The organism is Amycolatopsis sp. cmx-11-32 (assembly GCF_047608695.1).
Lineage (GTDB): Bacteria > Actinomycetota > Actinomycetes > Mycobacteriales > Pseudonocardiaceae > Amycolatopsis.
Window position 1 is genome coordinate 447,927 of sequence record NZ_JADNQN010000003.1, and the last position, 14,278, is coordinate 462,204.

The window sequence follows — 14,278 nt, forward strand, 5'->3', positions numbered from 1 at the left end:
CGGGGTGTCTCCTCTCGGGATCAGAGCGCGAAGGATTCGGTGGCCGAGACGGCCGGGTCGCCGGGGCGTACGTGCAGTTCCCCCCGGCCCGGCCGGAGCACCACCGCGGCGACGGTTCGGTCGCGGCGGATGTCGCCGTTCCCGGCGACGCGCACCGGATCCTGGGACAGCAGCGCGAAATGGTCCTCTGTGGACGCTCGCGCCGGAAGCCGGTCGAGCCCCGTGCGGCAGGCCTTCAGGCGCTGCACGGAGAAGTTGCGGGCGAACACGGTCAGCTCGTCGCGCGGTGCGAGGTCCGGATGCAGGAAATGGTTGGTATGCGTCGATTCCGCACCCTCGGTCACCCGGACGTCGTCGTCGGCGACCTCCACCCAGGCAGTCGTTTTCGCGTCGCACAAGGTCAGCGACCGCGAACTGGCCAGCCGCAGGCCGCGCAGCGCGTCCAGTGCCTCGGCGACGGTGTCGCAGGTGTCCAGCAGATGCCGGATCGCCAGATACGGCGACAGCCCGTGCCGCCATTTCCCGGCCAGCACCAGGTTCAGCCCCACGGCGAGCCCGGCGTTGTTGACGCCGAGGTAGCCGAGCAGGCCGCCGAAGCTGAGCACCAGCGACCGCCGCGTCCCGGCTCGCACGTCCAGGACGGCGATGTGGTCGTCGAGGTCGCCGTTGAGGTCGACGGTCTGTGCCAGCACCGGTTCGGCTCCGGTCCGCGCGTAGGTGGTGCAGTCGCCCATCGTCGGCAGCTTCTGGTAGCCGAGCACCTCGCGGCGCACCTGCAGCAGCACCGCCTCCTCGTGGGCGATGCCCGCACCGTCGGCCAGGCCGCGGATCTCCGCACCCAGTTCCGGGGTCTGTTCGTCGATGGCGTCGGCGTACGCGGCGAGGTCCGGGCGCAGCGCGTCGAGGGTCAGCGGATCGGGCGAGAGCGCGTTGAGGCGGGCGAGCCGGTCGCCGAGGAAGCCCCGCAGCCCGGTCGCGAGCGCCTCGCCATGTGCCCGGCCGCGGGCGAAGGCGTCACCGGGGGCATGTACCAAGGGAATGGTCACGAGCCACGCTCCTTGCCCTTCCTGCCCGCGAGCAGGGTGGCCGCGACCTCGGGCCATTCGGCGCGCAGGACGCTGTAGAAGACGGCGTCCCGGCGGCGGTTGCCCGGCATCGGGTTGAAGCTGCGCAGGATGCCCTCCTCCGCCGCGCCGATGTTGCGAAGTCCCTGGCGGGCCTGCTTGTTCAGCGCGTCGGTCTTGAACTCGACCCGCTCGGCGCCCAGGTGCTCGAAGGCCTCGCGCAGCATCAGGTACTTGGCCCAGTGGTTGACGCCCTTGCCGTGGAATTTGGTGCCCAGCCAGGACCAGCCGATCTCCAGCCGTCCCGCGGCCTGGTTGATGCTGCAGAAGCTCATGCTCCCCGCGATCAGCCCGGACGACAGGTCGGTGATGACGTACACGACCCGGTCCCCCGCGGCCTGGTCGGCGACAGCGGCGTCGAAGAACGCGTCGAACTGTTCGTCGGTCTCGATCAACTGCACGAAGTAACGCCAGATCGCCGGGTCGAGCGCGTGCGTGCGCAGTGGCTCGCGGTCGGTCTCGGCGATCGGGCGCAGTACCACGTGCTCGTCGGCCAGTTCGGTCCGGGCGAGGTCCGCCCAGTTCTGCTCGGTCACTTCGTCACCGCCCCGGCGAGGGCGTCGGTGACGTCGCGCAGGGTGCGCATGGCGGCCACGTCCGGCTCGGTGAAGGCCTCCAGGCCGACTCCGGTGTCATCGCAGGCGGACATCAGGAACATCACCTTCTGCATCGAGGTCAGGCCGTAGCCGTCCGCGAGGTCGCGGTCCGGGTCGAGTTCGGCGGGTTCGACCGGCCTGCTCAGCACCCGGGACAGGTTGTCCCGCACCGTGTCGTCGATGGTGGTCTGGTCAGCAGACATGAACGCTCCCTTGGTCGTCGTGGATCTCGTCGTGGTAACGGTCGGCGATCCGCGACCGCACCGGTTTGAACTGTGAGGTGAGCAGCCCGTTGCCGACACCGAACGGTTCGGCGGCGACGACCACCTTGCGGATCTGCTCGTCGGCGCCGAAAGCGGCGTTGGTACGGGTGAGCTGCTCGGTGATCGCCGCCTTGTCGGCGGGCAGCGACGCCGGGGACACCACCGCCACCAGATAGGTCTCGGCGGGGCAGAACAGCACGCATTCGGCGATGGCCGGGCTGGTGCGCATGTGGTCCTCCACCGGGCGCACCACCACTTTCCGCCCGTTCTCGAGCACGATCACGTCGTCGGCCCGCCCGTTGATGTACAGGTAGCCCTCTTCGTCCAGTTCCCCGAGATCGCCGGTGCGAACCAGACCGGGCGCCGGGAACACCCGTTCGGAGGCGCCGGGCGGGGCGAACTCGTAGCGGTCGCAGACCGGGAACCGGCTGCGCACGCTGACGACGCCTTCGTCGTCGATGAGCACTTCCTTGTGCGGCAGCACTTTGCCGACGCTGCCGGGCCGGTGCGCGCCCGGATGGTTCTTCGTGACCACGCAGGTCTCGTTGAGCCCATAGCCCTCGTAGATGGGCAGCCCGGCGTCGGTGAAGAACCGGAGGACGTCCTCGGCGGCCGGCGCGGAGCCGGTCCACAGGTAGCGGACGCGGTCGCCGAACACCCGGCGGGCGCCTTCGGCCAGCGCCTCGGACGGCGGGGTCTCCGGACCGGTCCGCTCGACCTGCCGCTCGATGTAGGCCTTGGCGGTGGCGAAGAACCCCGGCACGCCCATCACCACGGTGGGCTTGACGCGGCGCAGTGTGGGGAACGCGGCTTCGTAGGTGCTCAGGGTGACGTCGTGGCCGTAGTGCAGCGCCGAGTAGACCCAATACCGCTGCTGCAGAACGGACAACGGCAGGAAGACGAACAGGTTGTCCTCGGCGCCGTGCTCGAAGATCTCCTGCACGGCGGCGATCCCGGCGTCGATGCTGCCGACCGAGGCGGTCATGCCCTTGGGCTCGCCGGTGCTGCCCGACGTGAGTTTGAGGGTGGTGAAGTCGTCCGGGCCGTAGCGCACCGGGTCGGGCGGGACCGCGGCCTGATCGGCGGCCAGCGTGCGGACGTCGGTGAGTGGCTGCACCCGATCGCCTTCGCCGTCGGCGAAAAGCAACGTCAGGCCGTACCGGACGGCCAGCGCCGGGTCGGGGTCGAACTTGGCCGGGTCGAAGCCGACGGTCACCGCGCCGACGCGCAGGGCCGCCAGGTCCAGCAGCACCCATTCCAGGCAGTTGGGCGCCAGCACCCCGACCCGGTCGCCGCGCCGGACGCCCAGACCGACGAGCGCTCGGGCGAGCCTGCCCGCCATCTCGTGCACCTCGCGCAGGTCGACGTCTTCGGTGCGGTCGAGCCGGGCGATGTACAGCCGGTGCCCCGGTTCGGGTGGGGTGGTGGTGATGCTGTTCAGCACCTCGGCCGTACCGGTGGAACGCGGCGTGGTCGGAGTCTCGGTGGTGGTCATCGGCGATCCCCCTTCCGTGGGGCGGCGGCGATTTTGGCGGCCATGCGGCGCACGGTGTCCAGTTCGGGCAGCCGGTCCAGCGTGAAACCGACCCCGAACCGTTTCCGGACACCCGCGAAGATGCGGGCCGCGGCCAGCGAATCGCCGCCGAGGTCGAACACAGTCGTGGTGGCGGACGGGGCGTCGGCCTTGAGGACCTTCGCCCAGAGCTGCGCGACTTCGCGCTCCAAATCGGTGTCCGGCGGCGCCTCGGCGACGGACACCGCGTCCGGCTTGTGGTCCTGCAGTTTGGCTCGGTCGACCTTTCCGTTGCGGGTCAACGGGAACGCGTCGTGCCAGTACACGCCGGACGGCACCATGTACGGCGGCAGCACGTCACGCAACTGCTCGCCGAGTTCGTGGGAGCTGGGGCGGGCTTCCCCGGTGGGCACGAGGTGCGCGACCAGCCGGGCACCGCGTGCGCCGGACTCGCGGGCCACCACGGCTCGGCGGACCGTGTCCAGGGCGACCAGCCGGGTCTCGACCTCACCCGCCTCGATGCGATAGCCGTTGACCTTGATCTGGAAGTCCGACCGGCCGAGGATCTCGATCTCGCCGGTGGGTAGCCAGCGGCCCAGGTCCCCGGTGCGGTAGATCCGCTCGCCGCGCGCCGGGTCGTCGAAGAACCGTTCGGCGGTACGCTCCGCGTCCTGCCAGTAGCCGCGTGCCAGGCCGGTGCCCGCCGCGCAGATCTCTCCGGTGACCCAGTCCGGCAGGTCGCGGCCCGCCGCGTCGAGCACGTAGGCCCGGTTGTTGGCGTTCGGTTTGCCGTACGGGATCGACTCGGTGCCGTCCTCGTGCTCGCCGACCGGATGCGAGATGTTCCAGATGGTCGTCTCGGTGGGCCCGCCCAGCGAGATCACGTCCACGCCGGGACGCATCGCCCGCAACGCGGCGGGCAGCGCCGGCGGCAGCCGGTCACCGCTCATCATGACCAGCCGCAACGTCTTCAGCGATCCGGCGCCGTCGGCCTCGGCCTGTTCGAGCAGCAACCCGGCGATGGCGGGCACCGAGTTCCACACGGTCACCCCGGCCTGACCGCACAACCGCAGCCAGTGCGCCGGGTCGGCGGCCTGGTCGGCGTCCGGCAACACGACCGCTGCCCCGGCCGCCAGCGCGCCGAAGACGTCGTAAACGGACAGGTCGAAGGAGAACATGCTGATGCCGAAGAACCGGTCGGCGGGGCCGATGCCGAAGCGGCTGTTGCAGTCCGCGACGACGTTGGCGACCGCTCTGTGGGTCACCATGACGCCCTTGGGCCTGCCGGTGGTGCCGGAGGTGTAGAGCACGTACGCCACATCGTCCGGATCGGCGTCGGGCAACGGTTCCACCGGCTCGACGGCCTCGGCGGGACGCGTCAGGTCGAGACCCAGTACTTCGCGCTCGCCGTCGGTGTATCCGGTGTTGGTCAGGACGAACCGGGTGCCGCCGTCGGCGAGCATGAGCGCGCGCCGTTCGGCGGGCAGTCCGGCGTCGACCGGCAGATACGCCCCGCCGGCGAGCACGATGGCGAGGATGCCCGCGACGTGCTCGGGTCCGCGAGTCATCACCAGCCCGACCGGCTCGTCGCGGCGGACTCCGCGGTCACGCAGCCACCGCGCGGCCCGCTGGACGTGCGCGTACAGGTCGCCGTAGCTGACCTCGGCCGCAGCGGTGATCACCGCCGGAGCGTCCGGAGTGGCCGTCGCCTGGGCCAGGAACCGTTGCGGGAGGAGGGGGTCCGGGATCTCGGTCGCGGTGTCGTTGACGGCGGCGCGACGGGCGCGCTGGTCGTCCGGGCGCAGGTCGAAGATCCGCCGGGACCAGGCGTCCGGGTCCTGGAGCTCGCCGAGCAGCCGCTGGTAGCCACCGACCAGCGCGTCGACCAGGCCCTCGGGGAACAGTTCGTCGACGCTGTCGAACTGCACGACGACCCCGCCGTGCTGTTCGAAGGGCGACACGTCCAGCCATACCTGCGGAGTCTGGCTCTCGGTGTGGACCTCGGGGCCGAACAGTTCCATCGCGGACCCGTCGGCGCCCTCGTACCCGATGGCACTGTTGAAGGTGTACGGCATCCGGGCGTCGGCGCCGTCCCGGCGGGCCAGTTCACGCAGGACGTCGATGCCGGAGAAGTGCCGGTTGTCCAGCGACTCGCGCAACGACGCCTGGATGGCGCGGGCACGGTCGGCGAATCCGGCACCGGCGTCCGGCGCGGCCTGGACCAGCATGGTCTCGCCGAAGTTGCCCAGCGCGGTGTGGATGCGCGGGTGGATCGGCGGCCGGTTGGCCACGGTGGTGTTGAGGGTGAACCGCTCCCCCGCGCCCCAGCAGGTCAGCACTTCGGCGTAGACGGCCAGCAGCAGTCCAGACGGCGTCAGCCCGTGCTCGGCGGCCCGCTCCTCAAGGACAGTCCATTGTGGACTGTCGAGGCGGGCGAAACGCGCGGTGAACCGGGCTTCGGTGATCGAAGACGGACTGGTCCGCAACGGCAGGTCCGGATGCGGCGCGAGGTCGTCCAGTCGGGCCAGCCAGTACTCCTTGGACCGCTTGGCGGGAGCCCGGTCGCGAGCCCGTTCCTGAGCGGCGACGAAATCCGCGAACGCCGCCTCTTCTTCGGGCTCGCCGGCCTCTCCGGTGTACGCGGCGTGCCACTGCTGGAAGAACAGGAAGATGCTGATCGCGTCGAGGATCAACCCGTCGTGATCGACGTGCAGCAGCATTTCCTCGTCGGAGAGCAGGGTGACCGCGACGGCCAGTAGCGGTGCCTCGTCGGCGGGCAGGCTGCGGTGGGCGCGTTCGGCGCGTACGGCCTCCCGATGCGATTCCTGCTCCTCGGCGGGCTTTCCGCGCAGGTCGTACCGGACGATCGGCACCTTCGCGGCACGCTGCACGATCTGCGTCCCGTCCTCGGTGAACCGGGTGCGCAGGATGCCGTGCCTGGCCACCACCTCGTTCAGCGCCGATTCCAGCTTGCCGACGTCCCAGCCGCCGGAGATCTCGTGGTAGACGTGGCTGGCCGAGCCGATCTCCACCTGCTGGTCGCGGCCGATCAGGTAGCCGCGCTGCAAAGCCGTCATCGGCGCCCCCGGCGGGGTGTCGAGGTAGCCGACCAGATCGGCCTTGTGTGCCTTGACCTTCGCCACCAGGTCGGCGTCCATCCGCTCGCGCGGCCCCTGCAGCTTCAGGTCGGAACCCGAGAGGCTGACGTTGAGCCCGCGCGCACGCAGTTCCCGCAGTACCTGGGCGGTGGTCTCTCGTTCGGTCGTCGTCATCGGCTCACCTCCGCGTGCTTGCGCACGACGTCTTCGGGCAGCTCCTCGGCCAGGATGACGGCGAGGCCTGCGACGTCACCGCCGTTGAGCAGCGTCTCCAGCGGGACGTCGGCGTCCAGCCGGTCGGTCAGCTGGTACTGCAGCGCGACGGCCTGCATCGACTGCATGCCCAGTTCGGTCAGGGAAAGGTGTGCCACCGGCTCGTCGGCGGGCAGCCTCAGCACCTCGCGCACGACGCCGGAAAGCCACGGCAGCAGCGGTGACTCTTCCTGAGGTCGTTTCCCGAAGAAGGTGCGACCGGCGAGAGTCGCGGCGGTGCCCGCGGGCACCAGTTCCACGTTATGCGGCCAAGTTCGCTCGGCGGGCAGGCCCAGCGCTTCGGCGAGGGCACCCGCGAACCGGGGCACCACCGGCGTTGCGCAGGTGGCCAGCAACCGGGCCGCCGCCACCTCCAGCGCGAGGGCGGTACGCGCGTCGTCGGCCCAGTCGCCGACGTGCGCGGCGGCCGACTCCCTGGCGGCGAACGCGCGGGTGTCCTCGACCAGGCCGAGCAGTTCGGCGGCGGCGGAGTTCAGCGAGAACCCGTCGGCGCCCAGCGAACGGGTCAGCGCGGCGAGCCGCTCGGTGAGCCGGGCCAGGAACGCCGTGTGCTCCGGCGTCCAGACACCGGCGTCGGGGACTTTGCCGTCGTGGTCGCGGGCCAGGCGTTCGCCCAGGCCGGCGAGCCAGCCCTGCCACTCACCTTCGAGTGTCTCGCGGGTGAAGACGTCGAACTCGTCCGGGTCGAAGTTGGTGCGCCTGCCCTCCGGGCGGGTCAGCGCCAGGTAGAGCCGGTACGCGTCCGCGGTCTCCGGGCCGAGCACGTCGCGTCCCCACACCGCGTGGCGGCGGCTGGTGGAGAACTTGCGCTGCTGGAGCAGGTAGAACTCGTTGATGTGGTAGTCGATGTCGGGTTCCCAGCCCGGATGCGCCGCCCGATAGAGCGCCGGGACGACGATGGGGTGGAAGAAACTCCCGTCGGCGCCGAGGAAGTGCACGATCTTCCAGTCGGCGTCCGGATCGGCGGTCCGCCAGTCGTGGCCGGTGAGCGCGCCGATGCCGTGCAGGATGCTGTAGGCGTAGTCGATCCACGACCACACCACCTGTCCGTCCACATCGGACTCGACGGGCGTCAGTCCCCAGTCGGCGGGATGGGTCAGCGGGACCTCGACCGGTCCGCGGGACAGCACGCGAGCGGCCAGTTCCTTGACCGAGGCCGGAACCCGGCCCTTGCGGTGGTGGTCACGCACGTAGTCGGCTAGTTCGTGCAGGGCGAGCTGATAGCGGCGCACGGTGCCGCGCCGGGGCGAGGCGCCGGATTCGGCCGACACCGGGTTCCCGAGATCGGCGACGGAGTTGGGTTCCTTGCAGCCCTCGCAGATGTTGCCGCCGGTGGTCTCCCCACAGGACGGGCAGGTGCCGGTGACGCCGGCTTCGTAGAGGTACCGGCCCGATTCCGGGTCGAACAACGCGTCGGCCTCGGCGAGGCGCACCGTGTCGGAGGCGGCGAGCTTGCTGAAGAACCGGCGCAGGCCGTCCGGGTAGGTGTCGTCGGTGCTGGTGGCGGTGAACTGGTGGACCTCGATGTCCATGGCCGCGAGGGCTTCCCGGATCCGGCCGCTGTAGTGTTCGGCGGTTTCCAGCGGGGTGCGGCCTTCCTTGGCCCCGGCCGCGGCGACGTAGTTCTGGTAGTCGTCGCTTCCGCAGACGTGCCAGGCCTGGACGCCGTTCATCCGCTGGAACCGGGTGTAGGCGTCGGCGGCGAAGAACGGCCCCGCCAGGTGACCGAGGTGCAGATCGCCGTTGGGGGTGGGCGCGGAAGAGAACACGAAGACCGGGCGCCGATCGAAGCGGCGGCGCACCGACCGCCCCGCGGCCGCCACGGCACGGGTGGTGTCGCGCCAGAAGAACGACGCCAGCACCAGGTCGGTCTCGCCGTTGTTGGTGACGTAATGGGTCTCGAACGGGTCGAAGCGCACCACGGCCCCGGCCTCGATCCGGTGCTCGGCGCCGTCGACGACCAGGTCGCCGGCACCCGCGACGAGCACCCACACCTCGGTCTCGTCGTGCTGGTGGGTCAGCGACCGCACCCCGGGCGCCACCCGGCCCCAGGACGCGCCGACGCCCAAGTCCGCGGCACCGCCCGGATCCAATGCGGCCACGTCGATACCGAACGCCCGGCTCAGGTTCTCGCCGGTGAACGTACTGATGTCCACGATCAACTTCCTCCTAGGTCGAGCAGGTCGGCGGCGCGGGCGGCGATGGCGGGCGCGAGCCGGTAGCCGGACCCGTTCGCCGCGCCCGCGAACACGACCCGGCCGTCGCCGAGGGCACGTGCCACGGGCTCGCCGGTCCCGCTGTAGGCGTCGCAGAAGACCCGTCCGGAGACGCGGTCCACCGCCATCGCGGGGGCGTAGCGCCGCAGGATCTCCCGCGCCCCGTCCAGGTCGTGCCCGGTCAGCCCGGTGGACGGCTCGTCCGGGTCGACGTCCCATTCCTGGCAGGTGTAGCTGAACAGCCAGTGCCCGCGTTCGGGCAGCGGCAACAGGAACGCGTCCTCGCGCTCGAACACCACGGCGGCGTCGCCGGGTGCGGGCCGCCCGCCGACGTGCAGCGCGGCGACCTTCTTGACCCTGGCGCCCACCGGCGCCAGCAGCGAACGCCACGCGGGGGCGGCCAGCCACGGGCCGGGGGCGAGGACCACCCGGCCCGCGGTCAGTTCTTCGCCGGTGCCGAGCCGGAGGCCGACACCGGCCGGGCCTTCGGACACGGCCTCGACCCGCACCGCCTCCCGCACTACGACGGTGGAACGCAGGCCGGCGGTCAGTGCGCGGGTCACTTCGGCGACGTCGGCGTAGTGACTGCCGCGCACCGACCAGGCGACGGAGCCCTCCGGCAGGCGCACGTCGGCGGGCAGGTCTTCGGTGGCGGTGAGTTCGGCTTCGGGCAGGTAATCGGTCCGCAGCTTCGGCTCGTCGGCGGGAGTGCCGACGACCCGCATGGCCACCGGGTGGAGGGGCAGATCGGGACGGTCGCGCAACAGATCGGTGTAGTAGTCCTGGCTGAAGCGGGTCATCTCCCGCACCGCCGGGGTGGCGCCGCGCGGCGTGTGCAGTCCCGCCGACCGCAGCGAGGCGCCGCCGCCGACCTGGTCGCGGTCGAGCAGCAGCACCGACGCCTCCGGCGCGCGACGCGCGATCTCGCGGGCGATCAGGCAGCCGACGATGCCCGCGCCGAGCACGGCCACATCGGCGACGTCCTCCCGCGTCGCACCGGTTCGCGGTGCGGTCCGAGGGGCCACCACGCCCCTCACGCCCTGTTCAGCTCGTCGGCGTGCTTGCCCGCCCAGTCGATGAACGGCTCCAGTTGCTCATTCGAGCGCACGCCGAGCAGCCGGTCCATGATCCGTTCGCTGCGCCAGGCGACCAGGCTCAGGTTCGGGTCGGCGAGGCCGCGCTGCTCGCGCACCCCGTTCTGCAGGAACACCGAGCGGTCGCGGGGACCATCCCAGCGGATGGCGAAATCCTTGTCCACGTTGTATTCGTCGCCGACGCGTTCGAGCCTGTCCTCCAACGGCGACAGGAACTCCGCGGCGGCCGGGCGGTAACCGGTGGCCCAGACCACGAAGTCGGCTTCCACATGCTCGACCAGGTCCGGATCGTCGTTGCCCTCGACGGTCAGGTCCCAGACGTCGCGGTCGGCGTTGACGTCCTTCACGGTCCGGTTGGGCAGCAGGGCGAACAGGTCGCCGGCGCCGTCGACGAACCGGTGGGCGTAGAGCCGCTGATAAATCTCCCGCAGCGTGGATTCGGAGATGCCGTCGCTGGTCAGCACGTTCTGCGCGTTGAGCGCGACCCGCGCGGTGCGATCGAGGTCGAAGAAGTAGTCGGAGTAGCTGGGGACGAAGTACTCGTTGGTGAACGGGGTGTCGTCGATCGGGAAGAAGTTGTGCCGCCGGGAAACCCAGGTCACCCGGCGGGGCAGTTGCTCCGCGGGCCGGGAAAGCAGGTCGAGGAAGACCTCGGCACCCGACTGCCCGCCGCCGACCACCGCGACCCGCTTGCCCGCGAAGTCGCGGCTGCTCGAGACGAAGTCGCTGACGTGGAACTGCGAGTGGCCGAGCTTGCCGCGTGCCGGTTCCGGCACCCAGGGCCGCGTGCCGATCCCGACCACCACGTTGTCCGCGGTGGCCGTTCGTTTGGTGGTGCGCACGACGAAGGACGACCCGACGAAGTCGACTTCGCGGACCTCTTCACCGAACCGGACGTTCTGGTTGACCTCGCTGGCCCATTGGAGGTAGTTGCGGAACTCCTGCCGCGGCACGGCGTCGAACTGGGCGTTGATGAAGTGGTAGATCCGGCCCTGGTCGTGCAGATAGGACAGGAACGAGAACCGGTTGGTCGGATCGGACAGCGTGACCAGGTCTTTGAGCAGCGACACCTGCAGCGTCGCCCCCGGTATCTGCTGCCCGTCGTGCCAGCCGAACCGCTCTTCCCGGTCGAGGAACAGGTTGGCGACCCCGTCCCGGTCGTGCAGCAGGGACGCCAGGCTGAGATTGGCTGGCCCCACCCCGACCCCGAGGCACCGGTAGTGCGCTGCCTCCTGGTGGGGACGTCGCGGCGAAGGAGCGGTCACCACGCGTTCCTCCCTTTCTCGCAGACGGCTGGCCGTCGCGTTCTCCGCGTCCGGTTCTCGATTTTCTCGCGCATCGTGACCCCTTCCCGTACTACCCTTCACGCGTACTTCCATGATTCGTCAACGGTGAATCGCACCGGCGAGCGCACAGACGCCACCAGCCCGATTAACCGGGACTTCAGGTCAAGGACACGCCGAATTCGCTACCCGAGGATAAGGAGCGAGTGCCTTCCGGCCAATCGACGCGACCCCAGGCCCCACCGTGTGATTAATCCGTCGCGGACGAGGACCACGCACCACGTTCAGTCGGCGAACACATCGATTCCGTGCCGCCTCTTGGTGCCGTGCCAACGCTAGCACGCGATTCACGGACAACGCACAGCGAGCGGTGATCTTTTGTTGATTCACAACGAGAACGGTCACCGAACACCCGCTTTCGTAGCCCGTCCGCACCATCGACACCGCCACATGGTCGATGTTCGGGCAGCCGTTCCGACCACATTCCGTCCTTTATGGACGCATTAACACAATCCTATTTTCGACGTTCGGCTTGCGCCGAACGTGTGAAGATACTTTCCCGAGTTGTCGGTTCCTGGCGACCTGCCAAGCTGGATCTGTGATTGCGCCGGACGAGATTATCGATAGCCTGACAGAAAACCAGTTGACGACCATCACGGGAGAATCACCGTCCGCGAGGGCGGATGCGATCGCACAGGCCGTCCGGGACACGGAAAGCGATTATTCCGGCGTCACCGAAATAACGGCAGGGCGACTTCCGGGCACCTTCCCTCAGGCCGCGGCCGCCGCGCTGGGGGTCGTCGAGCGGCCGGCGGAGCCCCTCTCCGAGGCGCTGCGCACACCCCTGCGCCAGGGCAGGCCACTGCTGGTCGTACGCGGTTGCGGGCATCGGCCCGACGAGGTCGCCGAACTGGTCGCCGAACTGCTCCGGCAGTGCCCTAACCTGACCGTGCTGGCCGAGTCGCCCGCCCCGCTCGGCGTCCCAGGCGAACACGCCATCCCGCTTTCGGCGCCGTGGATTCCTTACCGCGAGAGGGAAATCTCCGTCGAGGACGCCGCGCTGCTGGCGGCCGCCTCCTTGCACTCCCGCACCTTCGACGTCCGGATGGCGGCCGCGCTGGCGGGCGTCACCCCGGCCGCCGCCGAAGCCGCCCTGACCAGGCTGTCTTCTTCAGGCCTGGCGCGGCGAGAGAAGGAAGGCTGGTGGCTTCCGCCGGAGGTCCACGACCTGATGTCCCAGCCGGAGACCGCCACGGACCGACGCGTCGGCTGGGCGGAACAAGAGGCTGCGGAACTACGTGCCGCCGTGGAGACCGGTGGCGACTGGCGCGACCGGTTCGACCTGGTCGCCGACGACCTGCGCGCCACGGTGCGCGCTCGGACCGTCCCGGACGCCCGCCACCACGACATCGCCCGTACCTTGGCCGAACTTCTTTACGCGCGGCAGTTCCTGTCCGAGGCACGCGCCACCTTCGAACAGGCGGCCGCACTCGCCCCCGAGGACCGCGCCGCCGCACGTGACCTGCGCTCGGCCGCCGACGTCGCCATGACCGAGCACCAAGGAGAGCCGGCGTTCACTCTGCTCCAGCAGGCCGCGGAGCGCGCCGTCCGGGGTGGCGACGGGGCAGGCGCCGCCATCGCCCTGGCCTACGCCGTCTGCATCGGCAACCGGTTCCCGGCCACGTTCACCGACCTGGTCCCGCACGAACGGCTCGTCGAGCTGATGGCCGAAGCCGAACGCGCCGCCCCGGACGGCGACCGGGTCGCCGAGGCCTATCTCGCGGCCGCGCGCGCGTGGAACGCCACCGGCGAGAAGACCACCCCCGACCTGGACCTGACGGCGATCGCCCTGGACGCCGCACGGGCCACCGACCAGCCGGTGCTGATCTCGGCGGCACTGGACGCGGTGGCCAGCGCGGACGGCGCCTCCGGCCGCTTCGCCCGCGCACACGACTCTTGCGGTGAACGGCTGGCCCTGTTCGAGAAACTCCCCCGGCACGAACCGAACATCGGGGTGGAGGTCGTCGACACACTGCACGTGGTGCCGCTGGTCGCGCTCGCCGCGGGCAGGCTGCCGGACGCCGTCCGCGCGGCGGAAACGTCCTGGGAAGACCCCTTCCGCGGCCTGTACATGCGGGCCAGCAAGTTCGTCGTCCCGCTGGCACTGAGCGGTGAATTCGACAAGGCGCTGGAGTACGCGGAGACCACGTGGGACGCCTGGCAGCGCGTCGGCCGGCCCGCCGCCCGCTGGATGGCCCCGGCCGCGCACGCCGCGGGCCTGGTGCACGGCCTGCGCGGGAACACCGGCCGGCACGACGAGTGGGTCGAGCGGGCGCAGATGTTGTCGGAACCGGGTGTGCACAGCCGGCTCAGGGAGAGCTTCGCGGCGTTCGCGCTCCCCCGGGTCGCCTTGCATCAAGGCGATGCCGAGGCTGCGAAGTCCGTAGCGCTGACACCGGAAAGCGACTGGTACGACACCTCGCACCAGTTCTACGACGCCTACGCCTGGGCCATCGCCGCGGAAATCGCGGTCGTCGCCGGGGATCCCGGCGCCGAGTCTCTGCTGGCCGCCGCCGAACCCGCGGCCGGGGAGAACACCTGGGCCGCGGCCTGCCTCGCCCGTGCCCGCGGCCGGCTCCACGACGACCGCGTGGCGCTGAACGAAGCGATATCCGGATGGCAGGCGATCGGTGCCCGCTTCGAGCGTGCCTGCACCCTCTGCCTGCTCCCGGACCGGCGGGACGAGGGCGCCGTGGAGCTGGCCGCGCTGGGCTGCCGACTGCCCGCCGCGTCGTTATGATCGAAAACCGGGCCGCGA

The 14,278-nt window shown here is 70.5% G+C and carries 9 protein-coding genes; 1 reads left to right on the plus strand and 8 read right to left on the minus strand.

Annotated elements, in window-relative coordinates:
- Positions 1-20: 20 nt before the first annotated feature.
- The 8 genes from ACM6LR_RS10995 to ACM6LR_RS11030 are packed head-to-tail and all read right to left on the minus strand — an operon-like array spanning position 21 to position 11,442.
- Entirely contained in the window at positions 21-1,046 is a 1,026-nt protein-coding gene (locus tag ACM6LR_RS10995; RefSeq protein WP_414938802.1) for a C45 family autoproteolytic acyltransferase/hydolase, read from the minus strand.
- A complete protein-coding gene (locus ACM6LR_RS11000; RefSeq protein ID WP_414938801.1) occupies positions 1,043-1,660 on the minus strand; it encodes a GNAT family N-acetyltransferase in 618 nt (205 codons plus the stop codon). The genes ACM6LR_RS10995 and ACM6LR_RS11000 overlap by 4 nt, the downstream gene beginning before the upstream one ends.
- Entirely contained in the window at positions 1,657-1,923 is a 267-nt protein-coding gene (locus ACM6LR_RS11005; RefSeq protein ID WP_414938800.1) for an acyl carrier protein, read from the minus strand. Before ACM6LR_RS11005 ends, ACM6LR_RS11000 begins: the two co-directional genes overlap by 4 nt.
- The gene (locus tag ACM6LR_RS11010) at positions 1,913-3,478 is read right to left on the minus strand and encodes an AMP-binding protein (protein ID WP_414943684.1); all 1,566 of its coding nucleotides are present in this window, start codon (positions 3,476-3,478) and stop codon (positions 1,913-1,915) included. Before ACM6LR_RS11010 ends, ACM6LR_RS11005 begins: the two co-directional genes overlap by 11 nt.
- Positions 3,475-6,768: an amino acid adenylation domain-containing protein gene (locus ACM6LR_RS11015; protein ID WP_414943685.1), complete on the minus strand. Its 3,294-nt coding sequence runs from the start codon at positions 6,766-6,768 to the stop codon at positions 3,475-3,477. The genes ACM6LR_RS11010 and ACM6LR_RS11015 overlap by 4 nt, the downstream gene beginning before the upstream one ends.
- The gene (locus ACM6LR_RS11020) at positions 6,765-9,023 is read right to left on the minus strand and encodes a class I tRNA ligase family protein (protein ID WP_414938797.1); all 2,259 of its coding nucleotides are present in this window, start codon (positions 9,021-9,023) and stop codon (positions 6,765-6,767) included. Before ACM6LR_RS11020 ends, ACM6LR_RS11015 begins: the two co-directional genes overlap by 4 nt.
- Positions 9,024-9,025: 2 nt before the next feature.
- The gene (locus ACM6LR_RS11025) at positions 9,026-10,108 is read right to left on the minus strand and encodes an NAD(P)/FAD-dependent oxidoreductase (RefSeq protein WP_414938796.1); all 1,083 of its coding nucleotides are present in this window, start codon (positions 10,106-10,108) and stop codon (positions 9,026-9,028) included.
- Between the two features lie 8 nt (positions 10,109-10,116).
- Entirely contained in the window at positions 10,117-11,442 is a 1,326-nt protein-coding gene (locus ACM6LR_RS11030; protein WP_414938795.1) for a lysine N(6)-hydroxylase/L-ornithine N(5)-oxygenase family protein, read from the minus strand.
- 661 nt (positions 11,443-12,103) lie between these two features.
- Here ACM6LR_RS11030 and ACM6LR_RS11035 point away from each other — a divergent pair.
- Positions 12,104-14,260 carry a hypothetical protein gene (locus ACM6LR_RS11035; protein WP_414938794.1) on the plus strand — a complete coding sequence of 719 codons (2,157 nt, stop codon included), beginning with the start codon at positions 12,104-12,106 and terminating at the stop codon, positions 14,258-14,260.
- Positions 14,261-14,278: the final 18 nt, after the last annotated feature.